The following is a 14,489-nucleotide window of genomic DNA, read 5'->3' as shown; positions in this document are numbered from 1 at the left end:
CGCATTGATTTACCACGCAACTGATAGAGTTAGGCCAGAGTGTTTTTCTGCCAGAGTATTTTTTCCGGTAAATAGTATGATACGCGTGTCCCAATCATCTATTACACCAAACCAGTTTACTTCAAATTGGCGTCCAGTGACGTAGTCATAACTGGCCAGAGGCTCATTTTTTGTCTGGTTATAATTGAATTCAAAACGATTTGAAGGTGAAACTTGCCAGCCTAAAGTAAGATTATGGTGCGTTGCGCCAACACTTTCACCAGCAATTGAGCTTAAACGGCGTCTTTGTTCCGCGGCAAAGTGGCCAATGAGGCTACCTTCGTTTTGCAGCCCATCTACATACACATGGTGACCATACCAGGCATTTTGCCATTGACTGTACTCATAATTTAACGACAGGCTGTTAAACACAAATGGGATGACGAGTCCGGCCGACAGTGAGGTATTGCCAAGGCGGTAATTAGTCCCTCGGCTCGTATCTTCGCCGGCATACTCTAAATAAATAGAGAAGGGCACGGCGGCGTTAAAGTCAAAGCGTGAAACAATCGAAGCTGCTTGATTGCCAAACTGTTCGTCAATGCTTAAGTCATCGCTTGTATTGTCGGCACCGCTAGGGTCTAAAAAAGCATCAATAATTTCACTAATGCTAGGAGTACCGCGCTGATCACCGCCAGATTGTAAAACGCGATTTACCGCAAGCGTAAAACCATCAAAAGGTGCTATGGATAAGTGCATGCCTGTAATAAGTGGCTTGCCACTGGTGTATTGGCCTTCAAATCTAATTTTATCGGAATTTGAAAGCTGACCTGCAAACAATTCGTAATTAATGTTCCAGCTAGTAAGTGGGACATTGTTGGCAAGTGAGATATTGGCAAAGCTAGGGGCATGAGTGCTTAATAACATTGCTGACTGCTTAAATGGTGATAACCAATGTGGTTTGTAGCCGATATCGAGTTGAGCTTGGGGTACACCAATTGAAATATAAGTATCTTCTAAGTTGGTTTCGCCTTGCCATCCTTTAACGCCACCACTAAATGCCAGGTATTCGCCAAAATTTAACACCATTTGGCCTTGAACTGACCAGCTTGAGTCAAAGGATTCACCGCGACGATTTGCTAACGTCATAGCCGGCTGCATCTCATAGAGATCTGAGCTTTTGCGTAGTTTTAAATCGATACTTGCATGATTAATATAACGGCCACTGTCGACCTTTTTTAGGTATTTTTTGACTTCTAAACATGCTCGAAGTACTGCTGGGGCGCGTCGCTGTTGTACATTACAGACTTTATGATAAGCCGGCTTTAGCGAGTTTATTGCTAGGGGCTTTTTTACTGTGCCACGTTCTGCGGCTATCATAATGCGATCGATATGAGATTCGAGCAAAGGGTCTTGATTTAAAGGAGTGTAGCCCGACACGCTTGCGGCTGTCGTGGCAAAACTAGAGAAAGCGATAAAGGCAGAGGCTGCACGTAACAAGTTTCGCGTCATAGTATTGAAAATTCCTGGCAAAATACGGGCTCTTCATTGAGCAGTTGTTTTGTATTCTAAACGAGCGAGTGCAGTGAAAAAAGGCTTATTTCCAACTTTCTGGAAACTTACCGCGTAAGACGTAACTAAAGGCGATCAATTCGGCGATGACCACATAAAGATTAGGTGGAATAGACTGGCCAGCTTGTAAGTGTTCAAGGCGTTTAAAAAGTTCAGGGTCTTGGTGAACGAGCAAATCGTTTTGTTTTGCGTTTGCGATAATTTGTTCGGCTAAATGATGATAGCCTTTAATTGCGACGTTCGGTGCATTTTTACCATCGTATAATAACGATAAGGCACCTAATTCATTTTCCATGTTCCCTCCTTTTAATTGTTAATTGGTTAAACTTTTATATCAATCAGTCGGTGGCTGCTACTGTTTTGCGTTTCAGTAAGCTGCTCATCTAATTGCACACTGTTTTCTATTTTGAAACCAAACATTTCAAGTCGACTCGCTAATAATGGCCAGTGCTTGTCAACACTAGTAACGAGTGATGGATGGCTGCAATGACAAACCGAGGTTAAATTGAGCTCATTTAAGTCAACGTCGATTGAAAGTATTCCTTGCTGATCAAGGTCAAAGGTAAGAGTAAAACGTAAAGTTTGTGAAATGCCGTGTTGCACTTTGTTATTAGATTGTTGCTCATGCTGTTTTTCCGAGACTTTTTGTTGTTTTGCATGTTTATCCTCCTGGTGGAGAGGATTTACTGAGGTTTGTTCGCTCTGGGCATTTCTAGAAGTGTCGCTACCGGGCAGTTCTCTTATAATGAGGCTGGCTTTATCTTGCATGGCTATAGGGATTAGTAACTTTAACAATCCACCAATCATGGCTTGTCCAGACTGTTGAATTGCGCTGCTTTTACTTGCAAGGCTAGATGAACCAATTAGCCAGGATAGGCGTAATGCGTCGGGTACGGTGTGGTTTGCATTGTTAATGGTTCCTGACAACAATTGCATTTTGCTAATGAGTGGCAACCACTGAGAGGCCGTAAGTGTTGTTAGCCCTTGTTGGTTTTGGAATTTATTAAGCGATGTCACTAACCAGTTTTTGATTGCGGCTGGCATGGTATCAACATTGGGTTGCGGCTTTAGACTAAGCCATTGACTTAACGATGCTTTAAGATCGCTAGGAATAACAAAGGCTTGCTGTGTCGTCTGATTCGATTTAGATTGTAAGTGTTGGACCAAATAGGTAAACAGCACCGAAGCTTGCTGACTAGTGCTTGAATTGCTGTTGGCGTTTGCCTGTGTCGAGACAATCGGAAAAGTTTTAGATTCCATAATAAAAACAATGCTAGAGCGCCCTTGGTAAATAGGCAAGCTGTTTTCGCTATGTTACAATTTTGCCGCTTAAATTTTGGATAAGAAGAAGTATGATCCCTGAACTTGGTAATTTTGCTCTATTTATTGCGTTTGCATTTAGTTTGTTGCTGTCAATCTTTCCTGCGATTGGCTTAAGAACAAATAATCTAAAATTGATGCAGTTAGCGCCCAACTTAACAATTGGCTTGTTTGCCTTTACGTTATTCTCTTTTGGTTGTTTGGTATTTGCCTTTTTAACCGACGACTTTAGCGTATTAAATGTCGCGCAAAACTCTAATTCCTTACTTCCTGTTCAATATAAGTTTGCTGCCAGTTTTGGCAGTCACGAAGGCTCATTTTTGTTGTGGCTGGTGATGCAGTCCGGTTGGGCTTTTGCCGTTGTATTAAAGTCTAAAACGTTACCGGCGGAAATGCGAACACGAGTTCTAATGGTACTAGGATGGATATGCGTCGGTTTTTACGCTTACATTATCACTGCTTCAAATCCGTTTGAGCGCACTTTACCTTACTTTCCTGTTGATGGCCGCGACTTAAATCCGTTACTGCAAGACGTGGGTATGATCATTCATCCACCTTTGCTATATATGGGTTATGTTGGCTTATCTATAAGTTTTGCTTTTGCTATTGCGGCTTTGTTAAGTGGAAAATTAGATTCTACTTGGGCTAAATGGTCGCGCCCGTGGACGGCTGCTGCGTGGGCCTTTTTAACGTTAGGCATCACAATTGGTAGCTGGTGGGCTTATTCAGAATTAGGCTGGGGCGGCTGGTGGTTCTGGGATCCAGTAGAAAACGCTTCTTTTATGCCTTGGTTAGTTGCCACCGCGTTGCTGCATAGTTTAGCGGTATCTGAAAAGCGTAATGCTTTTAAAAGTTGGACGGTATTTTTAGCTATCGCTGGTTTTTCTTTGAGTTTATTGGGTACGTTTTTGGTGCGTTCGGGCGTTATCGTATCGGTTCACGCTTTTGCGACCGACCCATCGCGTGGTGTGTTTATTCTTATTTTATTAGCCTTGGTGATTGGTGGCAGTTTAACTCTGTACGCTGTTCGTTCGGGCTCAATTAAAAGTGTTGGACGCTTTTCTGCTTTCTCTCGTGAGACTATGTTGTGGGCGAACAATATCTTTTTAGTGGCCGCTACAATTATTGTTCTGCTTGGAACGTTACTGCCTTTGGTTCACAAAGAAATTGGTTTAGGTTCTATTTCGATTGGTGCGCCATTCTTTAACCAAATGTTTACCTATATAACTGTGCCATTTGCGTTACTTCTTGGTATTGCGCCGCTGGTGCGTTGGAAACAAGACAAGCTTAATAAATTTGTTAAGCAGCCTATCGTCATCGCGCTAATTGCTATGTTGTTGTCTGCGGTTTGGTTATATGCAGAATTTGGTGAAGTGCTATTTTATGGCTGGTTGGGCGCCGTTTTAGGTTTGTGGATTGTCATGTTTACGCTTGTTGAATATAACAATACTCGCTTAAAACTTGGTTTTGGTAATGTTCCGCTTAGTCATTATGCGATGTCGCTAGGTCATATTGGTATTGCCTTTGTAATTGCGGGTGCTGGTTTAACGTCACAATACACGCAAGAAAAAGACGTGAAGTTGTGGCCAGGTGATTCAGCTGAGTTGATGGGTTATACCTATAAGTTTAATGCAATTACCGACGTGATTGGCCCAAATTACGAAGGGTGGGCCGCGGATATGTCGGTATACAAAGGTAATTATTTAGAGGCAAATTTGTTGGCCGAGAAACGTTATTATCCGGTGCAACGCAATACTATGACAGAGGCAGCGATTGATGATGGCTTTACTCGCGATTTGTATGTGTCGTTAGGTGAGTTATTACCAGATGATGCGTGGGCAATTCGTATTCATGTAAAACCTTACGTTCGCTGGTTATGGCTTGGCGGTATTCTAGTGGCGCTTGGCGGCTTTTTAACTTTGTTTGATCGTCGTTATCGCGGCAAAGTAAAAGGAGCATAATCATGTCGGATAAGCAGTCTTCCGGTTTGTTTAAAAACAAGCTCGCGTTTTTACCTTTGGCCATTTTTGCAGTGCTATGTGTGTTTTTATTAAAAGGCTTATTTAGCGATCCTAATGAGCGTGAGTCGGCCTTAATTAATCGACCTATGCCTGAGTTTTCGTTACCAGACTTGTACGATGAATCCTTAATTCATACTCGCCAGAGTGTCATTGGTAAGCCGATGATTATTAATGTTTGGGGTACCTGGTGTACAACTTGTAAATACGAGTTGCCTTATTTAACCAAGTTACGTCAAGAATACGGTGTCCGCATCGTTGGTGTTTATTACGATCAAAATCATGCTCCTGCGTTTGGTGAGTTTGCCGATGTAAACGAAATTCGTCGAGATGTAACTAACATGGTGGGCCAGTTAGGTAATCCGTACGAGTTTAATATTTTAGATTTGGATCGCAGCTTGTCGTTAAATTTAGGTATAAGTGGTGCGCCTGAATCTTTTGTTATTGATGCCAATGGTGTGATTGTTCTGCATCACATGGGGGATATAAACGAGCGTGTTTGGCGAGATAAAATAGCGCCAGCTTGGAACGAGGTGTCACTATGATTAAAGTAATTAGCGCAGCTATGGCGTTTGTTTTGTTACTTGGTGCTAGTTTGAATGCACATGCTGAAGAAACGATTGTGTTTAAAGATGATGTTCAAAAAGCGCAATATCAGGAGCTGATTGTCGAATTACGTTGTCCTAAATGCCAAAACCAGAATATTGCTGATAGTAATGCCGTGATTGCTCGTGATATGCGAGTAAAAACCAAAGAATTGCTCGATCAAGGTTACACTAAAGATGAAGTGATAGGTTATATGGTGGACCGTTATGGCCAATTTGCCCACTATCAACCGCCAATGACGCTGGCAACCAGTATGCTGTGGTTGGTGCCTGCTGCATTTATTTTATTTGGTGTTGTGGTGTTATTACGTCGTACACAAAACGAAGGGATGACACAAAACGACGCCGATGAAAATTATCGTCATTCTTCAACTGATCTGCATTCTGCCAGTGAGACGTCGAACAACGTATCTGCAGTCAATAAAAGTGCAATTGATGCTGAATTAGAACAATTGTTAGATGATGCGAGCAAATCAAATCAATCTTCTGACCGTCAAGAGAACCGTTAAATCATGAGTTTAAATTTTTCGATGTTTTGGACCTTAACTATTTTAATGTTTGCGGTCGCGTGTTTGTTTGTTGTGATCCCATTTGTGAAGTTTAACCGTGCACAAAGCGCGAAAGGCTTAAAGTCTGACTGGTATAAAAGTCGCTTAACTGAACTTGAAGGCGAGTTACAGCGCGGTCAATTTAGCCAACAGGAGTTTGATGCTGCGGTAACTGAACTTAAATTAACGGCCACAGCAGAATTAAAGCTAGAACAAACCAGTGATGGTGTTGCCGACGATGATGCCGGCGATAAACATTCCGTTCCATCAGAGGCGTCGAGCGCAGGTTTAATGCGTACGTACTTAATTGCAGCGATTGTTATTGTTGCTGCAGTCGTTTTTCCTGCTTATCACTACTACGGTGAGCAAGATAAGCTAGTACAATGGCAAGCCGCGTTAGAGCGTATGCCAGTGTTAACGTCTCAAGTATTAAACGACCAAAACGCAACACCGTCTGATGAGGATTTACGTGATTTTGCGCTAGGTTTACGAACTAAATTGCAACATGATCCAAAAGCTATCGGCTGGATGTTACTCGGTCGAAATTTGCAACTGTTAGGTGATTTAAATGGCGCCATTGATGCGTTTGATAAGTCTTATCGGATGGATCCAAACAGTATTGGCAATATGGTTAGCTTAGCGACGGCATTGCAGCAAAACGGTGAACCGGGCGATTATAAGCGCTCAATTCGTGTGTTAAATAATGTGTTAACGCTTGATCCACAAAATCTAACTGCGTTGATACTCGTTGCAGAAGGGCAAATGTTAGACGAGCAGTTTACTGAGTCGCTAACCGGATTTAAGCTGGTCTCGCGAGTGATGTCGCCAAATGACAATCGATATCAAGCCGTTCAGCAACGAATCGACTATTTGTCGTTAAACGCGGTGGATACAAACAATGCAGATACGACCCCTGTTGACGTTGCAAACCGAATTGATGTGTCTATCAATATAGACGTTGTTATTTCCGCTAGTGTTAATTTGAACGAGTTTAAGACTTTGTTTGTTTTTGCTAAAAAGCCAGGTTTGCCTATGCCTTTAGCGGTTAAGAAAATTCCTGTTACAAAGGACATGTTTACAAATAACACATTCAACATTACGTTGACTGAAAGTGATGTAATGGTGCCGTCAATGTCCTTAGCAAACCAGCCTAGCGTCGAGCTATTTGCTCGTTTGTCGATAGATGATGAAGCGCCTCTTCAAACCGGCGACTTAGAAGCGACACTTGCTAATTTGATGTTACCAAGCGATGACACAGTAGTACTGAATATTAAAAAGGAAGGTAAATGAGTACCTCTTTAAAAGGTTTTTTTATAGCAGCCTTATTGGCGCTAACAACAGCATGTGCACAACAACCGACTAACACCCAAGCCCAGCAAGATGCGCAATCTACTGTCAATGAGTCACCTAAAATAGCGGCTGTGCCTGTAGATGCGCAAATAGAAGATGCGCCACTAACGGCGTCGATCCCGACTTATGCCGATGAGCGAGACCCGCTAGAGAGTATTAACCGTGATTTATGGCACTTTAACTGGGAAATACTTGATAAATATTTACTTCGACCACTAGCGGTTGGATACACATCTCTACCTCAAGGTGCGCAAACAAGCGTTCGTAGTTTCGTGACTAACCTAGAAGAGCCGGGTTACGCATTGAATAGCTTATTGCAGGGAAAACTTAAAAAGACAGGCGTTGCAACAGGGCGCTTTTTAATTAATTCGACCGTTGGCTTACTTGGATTTTTTGATGTTGCTAATCATATGGGCTTAGTTCAGCACAAAGAGGATTTTGGCCAAACATTAGCGGTGACGGCTAACGTAGGCGATGGTCCATTTTTGATGTTGCCTGGTTATGGTCCAACAACCGTTCGAGATGGTGTAGGTGACTTTGTTGACGGCCAAATTTTCCCGATGTATTTAATTGATTGGCCTTGGAACTTGGTGAAGACGGGTATTAAAGCAGTTTACACTCGTGCTGACTTGATCCAACAAGAGCAAATGATCAATAACTCAACAGACTCTTACATCTTCGTGAAAGAGGCCTATTTTCAAAACGTGAACTACAAAATTTACGATGGTAATCCGCCAATCAAAGAAGAGTTTCAGTTAGACGATGCATTACTGGACGAGATAGATTAGTTGTTAATAAAGCGACTCGAAATAGCTTTCTAAAATAACAACGGCAGATTGAGCATCGACATTACCTTTTTTAAGGTTTTTATAGCCGCCACTGGCAAATAAGCTGGCCTTGGCATCTGTGGTGCTAAGGCGTTCGTCGTGCATATGTATTTGAACACCAAATCGGCCATGAACGCGGTTGGCAAATTTTTTCGCCTTCTGCGTCACCAACTGCTCTGTACCGTCCATATTCAAAGGCAATCCCACTACCACTAAGTCGGGTTGCCACTCTTTCAGCAGCTTTTCTACTTCGTCCCAGTTTGGAACGCCTTCTTTGGCTTTTAGCGCTTTGATTGGTGAGCCGGTGCCGGTTAATGACTGGCCAATGGCAAAACCGATACTACCTGTACCAAAGTCGATACCCATAATCGTTTGTGGCTGAGTTGATTGCTCTGACATTATGCGTGCCCTGCAAAGTGGGATAATTGACTGCTGTCGATACCAAGCTTTTGTACCGCCAATTCCCAACGCTGTTCGATTGGTGCATTAAAGATAAGTTCAGGATCGGCATTAACAGTAAGCCATGAGTTGTTGGCGATTTCATCTTCTAGCTGGCCTGCACCCCAACCGGCATAACCAAGGGTGACAACAAAGTCCAGCGGCCCTTCATCTGTACCCAAGTTCTCTAATATGTCCTTTGAGGTAGTGACCACAAAGTTATTCTTGAGTTGTAGGCTGGATGACCAAAGGCGGTTGCCGTTATGTAATACAAAACCACGGTCTACTTGCACAGGTCCGCCAGAAAGGACTTTTTGCTCTTGTAGTGGTGAAGACTCTGGTAAATCAATTTGAATCTCGGATAGTAGGTGTCGAACCGACATGTCGGTTTGCTTATTAACCACCAAACCCATTGCGCCATTTTCGTCATGCTCACAAATGTAAGTTAGTGTACGCTCAAAGTAACCATCGTCCATCGACGGCATGGCGATAAGAAATTGATTAGTAAGACTAAGACTACTGTTAATTTTTAAACTCATTGAAATTCAATACGCCTATATTTAATTCACTGTTAATTGTGTGACTATTTTTCGGTGATGCGCTTTTCTATTGCATCAAATAAGTGGCCGGTAATGCTTATATCAAACGCGCCTTCAATTTCTCGGATACACGTAGGGCTAGTGACGTTAATTTCAGTAACGCAGTCACCAATCACGTCAAGACCAACAAAAATCAACCCTTTTTCTTTTAATTTAGGTCCAATAGCATTGGCAATTTTCCAATCGGTATCGCTTAATGGTCGCGCTTCACCGCGGCCTCCTGCAGCTAAATTACCGCGGGTTTCACCTTTGGCCGGAATGCGGGCGAGGGTATATGGCATCGGTTCGCCATCAACAATTAAAATACGTTTGTCGCCATTGCTAATATCAGGAATGAAGGCCTGTATCATGGCATATTGTTCACTGTGCGCGGTTAACGTCTCTATGATCACAGAGAGATTAGGATCGCCTTTTTTAACTCTAAATATTGATGCGCCGCCCATACCATCTAATGGCTTTAAGATAATATCGCCGTGCTCTTGATAAAAATCTTTTATTAAACTGGCATCGCGAGTAACTAGTGTTGGTGGAATAAACTCGGCAAACCAGCTGGTGTATAACTTTTCGTTGGCATCACGCAGGCTTTGTGGTTTGTTGACAACTAACGTGCCTTCGTCTTCTGCTCGCTCTAACATGTAGGTTGCATAAACAAACTCTGTATCAAACGGAGGATCTTTGCGCATTAAAATGACGTCAAGATCGCCCAGTGGCATCGTTTTAACATCACCAAGAGAGTAATAGTCGTCAAAGTCGTAACGAACGGTTAACGGTTTACATTTACCAAACGCACGCCCGTCACGCAGATATAAGTCTTTCATTTCTAAATAGAACAACTCATAACCCCGAGATTGAGCTTCAAGTAACATCGCAAAACTAGAGTCTTTTTTGATGTTAATGTCTTTGATGGGATCCATCACGATACCGAGTTTAATTGTCATAGTTGTTCCGTTTTTAGTTCATTTTGAAATGCGTATTGTACCGATGTAACACGTCGTCAAACTTCATCGATGTTAAGTCACCGAGTTTTACCTAAGTCAAGTCACCAAGCTTACCTAAGCTAAGTCACCGAGTTTTACCTAAGCCAAGTCACCAAACTTAACTTGCAGCGCGGTTAACAAAGTTAATGCGGCTGTTTCTGTACGCAGAATTCGAGGCCCCATTAGAATGTCTTGATATCCTGCGCTGTTTGCAGCTTCAATTTCTTGGTCGTTAAGACCGCCTTCCGGACCGATTACAAATCTTACACCGGTTTCAGGCATTGTAAGTGATGATACGGAAATGGAGGCACGAGGGTGCAAATTCAACTTTAGCTGTTCAGTTTTTTGTTCAATAAATTCTTTAAACTCAATTGGCCTATGGATGGTAGGCACAAACGCTCGACCTGACTGCTCACAGGCTGCAATAGCTATTTTTTGCCACTGCTGATGTTTTTTATCTAGTCGCTCACCTTTGAGCTTAACGCCACATCGCTCCGTAAAGATAGGTGTGATGTCGGTAATTCCAAGTTCTACTGACTTTTGAATGGTAAAGTCCATTTTGTCACCGCGTGAAATACCTTGGGCAAGATGAATTGAAAGAGGACTTTCGTTTTGTACGGATATTTTGTTTTTTGCAACGACTTCCACATGCTTTTTGGTCACGTTGGTAATAACGGTTTGATAATCAAAACCATCGCCACAAAACAAGGCCAGCTCTTGTTCGGCTGTCATTCGCAGTACACGACCAACATGATTCGCCGCATCGGCGTCGAGTTCAAAAGGCGTGTCTAATTCAATTTGAGAAGGGTGATATATTCTTGGGATCCGCATACTTTTGCAAATAGTTGAGTTTTAATCGCTTTATTCTAGCAATCAAAGCGCTAGATAGAAATGAAGAATTGGTGTCTAATCGTGTTAATGATGTTGGCAAGTCGCTAACAAATAAAATTAATCACGCCATGTGGAGAAATTAACATGCCAGCAGTGGTCGAGGTCAAAAGCCTCAGTAAAAAATACGATGACGTTGAAGCCGTTAAAGGTGTGTCATTTAGCGTTGAGCAAGGGCGATGTTTTGGTTTGTTAGGCCCAAACGGCGCTGGTAAAACAACGACTATTGAAATGATGGAAGGCTTGATTCAACCTTCTAGTGGTGAAATCTCGTTTTTCGGACAGCCGCTTGATAAGGAATCACTGAAAGAAATCGGTATTCAGTTTCAGCATACCGCATTGCAAGATTTTTTAACCGTTGGGGAAACGTTAGATCTGTTTGGTGCGTTTTATCCAAATGCAGCCAGCAAACAAGCGGTGATGGAGATGTGCAATCTTGTCGAAATTGAAAAACGCCGTCATCAAAAATTATCAGGAGGTCAAAAACAACGTTTGCTATTGGCTCTTGCACTTATAAACGATCCTAAAATTTTGTTCTTGGATGAACCGACGACAGGTTTAGATCCGCATGCTCGCCGAAATTTCTGGGATTTGATCACCAAGATTAAACAGCAAGGCAAAACGGTGATCTTAACAACACATTATATGGATGAGGCTGAATATTTATGTGATGACATCGTGATCATGGACCAAGGCGCTATTATTGCGCAAGACACGCCATCGCGCTTATTAAATCAGCATTTTTCCGGTGCGATAATTCGTTTGCCGGTAGAGAACTTGGGCGACTATGACGTTGAGCAAATTGGCCGACCATTTGGCCACCATCATGTTGATATTGATGCACAAGATGTTGAGCTTTCTATCTCAGATTTACTCAAAAAAGGCGTTAAATTAGACGGCTTGCAGGTTAAATCAGCAAACCTTGATGATTTATTCATTAAGTTGACCGGACACCAATTAACGGAGGCTCAGAAGCCATGAAGGTCTTTTTCACTCGATTTTATGCCATCTTAAAAGCTCGTAATTTAGAGTTTTTTCGAGATCGCTCATCGCTCGCTTGGAGTGTGATCTTTCCTGTTCTTTTGTTGGTCGGTTTTGCCGTAGTTTTTTCTGGTGATGGTAAAGATGTATACAAGGTGGGGGTTTTAAACTCAGAGTCTTTGTTACCTTCTGAATCAGCATCGTCTGTTCAGCTGCAACCTCATCCGTTTTTACAAACAAAATACATTGAATTTGTCGATTATAAAGACTCTAAAAAGGCATTATCAAAGCTCCATCAGCATAGACTTGATCTTTTAGTAGATTTTAAAAAGAAGCAATACTGGTTAAATGAGTCATCACCAAATGGCTATTTTGTCGAGAAGTTGCTGTTGGCATCGTCGCTTAATGTGCAAGAAAGTAACTCTGACGCTACGGTTGAAGGTCAATTTGATAAAAACGGCTTGGCTTCGAATCAACAAACCAACACGAACTGGCAGCAACAAACGGTTGATGGGCGACAAATTCGTTATTTAGATTGGGTTTTACCTGGTATTTTAGGTATGAATATGATGTTCAGCTGCTTGTTCGGAGTTGGCTATGTCATTGTTCGTTATCGTAAAAACATGGTATTAAAACGTTTAAATGCAACGCCGGTCACGGCGCTAGAGTTTTTAACAGCGCAAGTCGTTTCTCGTTTAATGATTGTCATGTTTTTGTCCTCGATGGTATTTATTGGTTGCGACCTATTGTTCGACTTTTATATGTTGGGTAGCTATTTAGACCTTATTGTTGTTGCTGCACTTGGCGCATTTTCACTTATATCTTTGGGCCTAATGATCGCCTCTCGATCGAGAAGTGAAGAGCTCACCGGGGGCCTTCTAAACCTAGCGACCTGGCCGATGATGATTTTGTCTGGAGTGTGGTTCTCACTTGAAGGCAGCCCAGAGTTTATTCAAACAATTTCCCAGTTCCTTCCGTTGACGCATTTGGTGGAAGGGGCTCGAGCTATTATGACTGAAGGCGCTAGCCTGATGGACATAAAACATCATGTGTTGACGCTAATAGGCATGATAGTCGTGTTTTTAACGGCTGGGACTGTGATGTTTAGATGGGAAGGGGATGGACGATAGCGATTCATCCCTGAATCGCGCCCCCGTCGCTGATAATCAAATGCCAGCGCCGCTCATACCGCAAGACTCACTTCGCCAAAGAACCGCTGAACATAACTTTACGCAATAGGTCTCCAAGGCATGGATGCCTTGGTTAAGCGTTTCATGGAAGAACTTGAGCGGCCGATGCAGTAAAGTTATGTTCAGCGGTTCTATGCCCCGGTGCCCCGACGCCCCCTGACGCAGTAAAATTACATTCAGCTATTAAAAATCCCAAAATCTTGTTACAAATTAGAGACTAATAGTTAATCCGGGGTGTGTTTTTATTAGTCAAGTTATGCCATTCTAGGAAAAGGCAAAATAACTAAACGGAATTCCAATGTTATCAATTTCAAATCTTTCAAAAACTTACAACAATGGCGTGAAAGCACTAAACAACGTCAACTTGACGGTACCTAAAGGTATGTACGGACTACTTGGACCAAACGGTGCGGGCAAATCATCTTTAATGAGAACCATCTCTACATTACAAATGCCAGACTCAGGTAGCATTACTTTTGATGGTATCGACGTCTTAAATAACCCAAATGAGCTGCGTAAGCGCTTAGGTTATTTACCGCAAGATTTTGGTGTTTATCCGCGTGTTAGCGCATATGACCTGTTGGATCATTTAGCTATTTTGAAAGGTCTTGAAAATAAAGCTGAACGTAAAGAGGCGGTAGAGGGCTTGTTAGCTCATACGAACTTATTCCAACATAAAGACAATGCAGTAAGCGGATTTTCAGGCGGTATGCGTCAACGTTTTGGTATTGCTCAAGCTTTATTAGGCGACCCAGATTTATTAATTGTTGATGAGCCAACTGCTGGACTAGATCCAGAGGAACGCAATCGTTTTCACAATTTGTTAGTTAGTTTAGGTGAAGAAAAAGCCATTATTCTTTCTACGCATATTGTTGATGACGTCACTGAATTGTGTCCAAACATGGCGGTATTAGGCGCAGGTCAAATTCTGTTGGAAGGAAATCCGATAGAGTTAACTAATCAGCTAGGCCAAAAGATTTGGAGAAAAACAGTTTCACAGCAAGAGTTTGCTGAGATTGAAGCTAATCTGCCAGTGATTTCGCAGCGACTGTTTGCCGGTAAAACTATTGTGCATGTATATGCCGATACTCAACCTGAAGGTTTTGAAGCGGCGCCAGCGAATTTAGAAGATGTCTATTTCTCGACACTTTATAATTCTCGTCAATCAGCTCCATCTAACAGCACTGCAGCTTAGGGGCG

15 protein-coding genes are annotated in these 14,489 nt (G+C 42.4%); 8 read left to right on the top strand and 7 right to left on the bottom strand.

All coding sequences use genetic code 11. The features are described 5' to 3' along the window. Positions 1 to 9 precede the first annotated feature (9 nt). The 3 genes from J9318_RS10135 to J9318_RS10125 all read right to left on the bottom strand — a co-directional run bounded on the left by J9318_RS10135 (position 10) and on the right by J9318_RS10125 (position 2,808). Entirely contained in the window at positions 10 to 1,488 is a 1,479-nt protein-coding gene (locus J9318_RS10135; RefSeq protein WP_210559810.1) for a capsule assembly Wzi family protein, read from the bottom strand. 85 nt (positions 1,489 to 1,573) lie between these two features. Continuing rightward, positions 1,574 to 1,843, bottom strand: coding sequence for an EscU/YscU/HrcU family type III secretion system export apparatus switch protein (locus J9318_RS10130; RefSeq protein WP_210559809.1), 270 nt, complete (start codon positions 1,841 to 1,843; stop codon positions 1,574 to 1,576). A gap of 26 nt (positions 1,844 to 1,869) precedes the next feature. Further along, positions 1,870 to 2,808 carry a hypothetical protein gene (locus J9318_RS10125; RefSeq protein ID WP_210559808.1) on the bottom strand — a complete coding sequence of 313 codons (939 nt, stop codon included), beginning with the start codon at positions 2,806 to 2,808 and terminating at the stop codon, positions 1,870 to 1,872. A gap of 92 nt (positions 2,809 to 2,900) precedes the next feature. Between J9318_RS10125 and J9318_RS10120 the strand changes: the two genes are divergently transcribed. The 5 genes from J9318_RS10120 to J9318_RS10100 are packed head-to-tail and all read left to right on the top strand — an operon-like array spanning position 2,901 to position 8,177. Then, positions 2,901 to 4,829: a heme lyase CcmF/NrfE family subunit gene (locus J9318_RS10120; RefSeq protein WP_210559807.1), complete on the top strand. Its 1,929-nt coding sequence runs from the start codon at positions 2,901 to 2,903 to the stop codon at positions 4,827 to 4,829. A 2-nt stretch (positions 4,830 to 4,831) separates the two neighbouring features. After that, the gene (locus J9318_RS10115; RefSeq protein WP_210559806.1) at positions 4,832 to 5,431 is read left to right on the top strand and encodes a DsbE family thiol:disulfide interchange protein; all 600 of its coding nucleotides are present in this window, start codon (positions 4,832 to 4,834) and stop codon (positions 5,429 to 5,431) included. Beyond that, on the top strand, positions 5,428 to 6,000 hold the full coding sequence (locus tag J9318_RS10110; RefSeq protein WP_210559805.1) for a cytochrome c-type biogenesis protein: 573 nt from the start codon (positions 5,428 to 5,430) through the stop codon (positions 5,998 to 6,000). The genes J9318_RS10115 and J9318_RS10110 overlap by 4 nt, the downstream gene beginning before the upstream one ends. Before the next feature lie 3 nt (positions 6,001 to 6,003). After that, the gene (gene ccmI / locus J9318_RS10105) at positions 6,004 to 7,329 is read left to right on the top strand and encodes a c-type cytochrome biogenesis protein CcmI (RefSeq protein WP_210559804.1); all 1,326 of its coding nucleotides are present in this window, start codon (positions 6,004 to 6,006) and stop codon (positions 7,327 to 7,329) included. Then, positions 7,326 to 8,177 (top strand): MlaA family lipoprotein, encoded by an 852-nt coding sequence (locus J9318_RS10100; RefSeq protein ID WP_210559803.1) that lies wholly within the window; start codon positions 7,326 to 7,328, stop codon positions 8,175 to 8,177. The genes ccmI and J9318_RS10100 overlap by 4 nt, the downstream gene beginning before the upstream one ends. A 3-nt stretch (positions 8,178 to 8,180) precedes the next feature. Here J9318_RS10100 and ruvX read toward each other — a convergent pair whose 3' ends face one another. From ruvX to rsmE, 4 genes are all read right to left on the bottom strand, one after another. Further along, a complete protein-coding gene (gene ruvX / locus J9318_RS10095; protein ID WP_210559802.1) occupies positions 8,181 to 8,615 on the bottom strand; it encodes a Holliday junction resolvase RuvX in 435 nt (144 codons plus the stop codon). Continuing rightward, complete coding sequence (locus tag J9318_RS10090) at positions 8,615 to 9,193, bottom strand: YqgE/AlgH family protein (RefSeq protein ID WP_210559801.1); 579 nt, start codon at positions 9,191 to 9,193, stop codon at positions 8,615 to 8,617. Before J9318_RS10090 ends, ruvX begins: the two co-directional genes overlap by 1 nt. A gap of 44 nt (positions 9,194 to 9,237) precedes the next feature. Further along, a complete protein-coding gene (gene gshB / locus J9318_RS10085; protein WP_210559800.1) occupies positions 9,238 to 10,191 on the bottom strand; it encodes a glutathione synthase in 954 nt (317 codons plus the stop codon). Between the two features lie 138 nt (positions 10,192 to 10,329). Next, positions 10,330 to 11,061, bottom strand: a complete 732-nt coding sequence (rsmE, locus tag J9318_RS10080; protein ID WP_210559799.1) for a 16S rRNA (uracil(1498)-N(3))-methyltransferase — start codon at positions 11,059 to 11,061, stop codon at positions 10,330 to 10,332. 144 nt (positions 11,062 to 11,205) lie between these two features. On the opposite strand from rsmE, the gene J9318_RS10075 reads away from it, so the two are divergent. The 3 genes from J9318_RS10075 (at position 11,206) to J9318_RS10065 (ending at position 14,484) form a co-directional block, all read left to right on the top strand. After that, entirely contained in the window at positions 11,206 to 12,099 is an 894-nt protein-coding gene (locus J9318_RS10075) for an ABC transporter ATP-binding protein (RefSeq protein ID WP_210559798.1), read from the top strand. Beyond that, on the top strand, positions 12,096 to 13,229 hold the full coding sequence (locus J9318_RS10070; RefSeq protein ID WP_210559797.1) for an ABC transporter permease: 1,134 nt from the start codon (positions 12,096 to 12,098) through the stop codon (positions 13,227 to 13,229). The genes J9318_RS10075 and J9318_RS10070 overlap by 4 nt, the downstream gene beginning before the upstream one ends. Before the next feature lie 358 nt (positions 13,230 to 13,587). Next, on the top strand, positions 13,588 to 14,484 hold the full coding sequence (locus J9318_RS10065) for an ABC transporter ATP-binding protein (RefSeq protein ID WP_210559796.1): 897 nt from the start codon (positions 13,588 to 13,590) through the stop codon (positions 14,482 to 14,484). Positions 14,485 to 14,489: the final 5 nt, after the last annotated feature.

This window comes from Psychrosphaera aestuarii, assembly GCF_017948405.1.
GTDB classification, from domain to species: Bacteria; Pseudomonadota; Gammaproteobacteria; order Enterobacterales; family Alteromonadaceae; genus Psychrosphaera; species Psychrosphaera aestuarii.
This window is presented reverse-complemented; position numbering and strand designations above follow the sequence as displayed.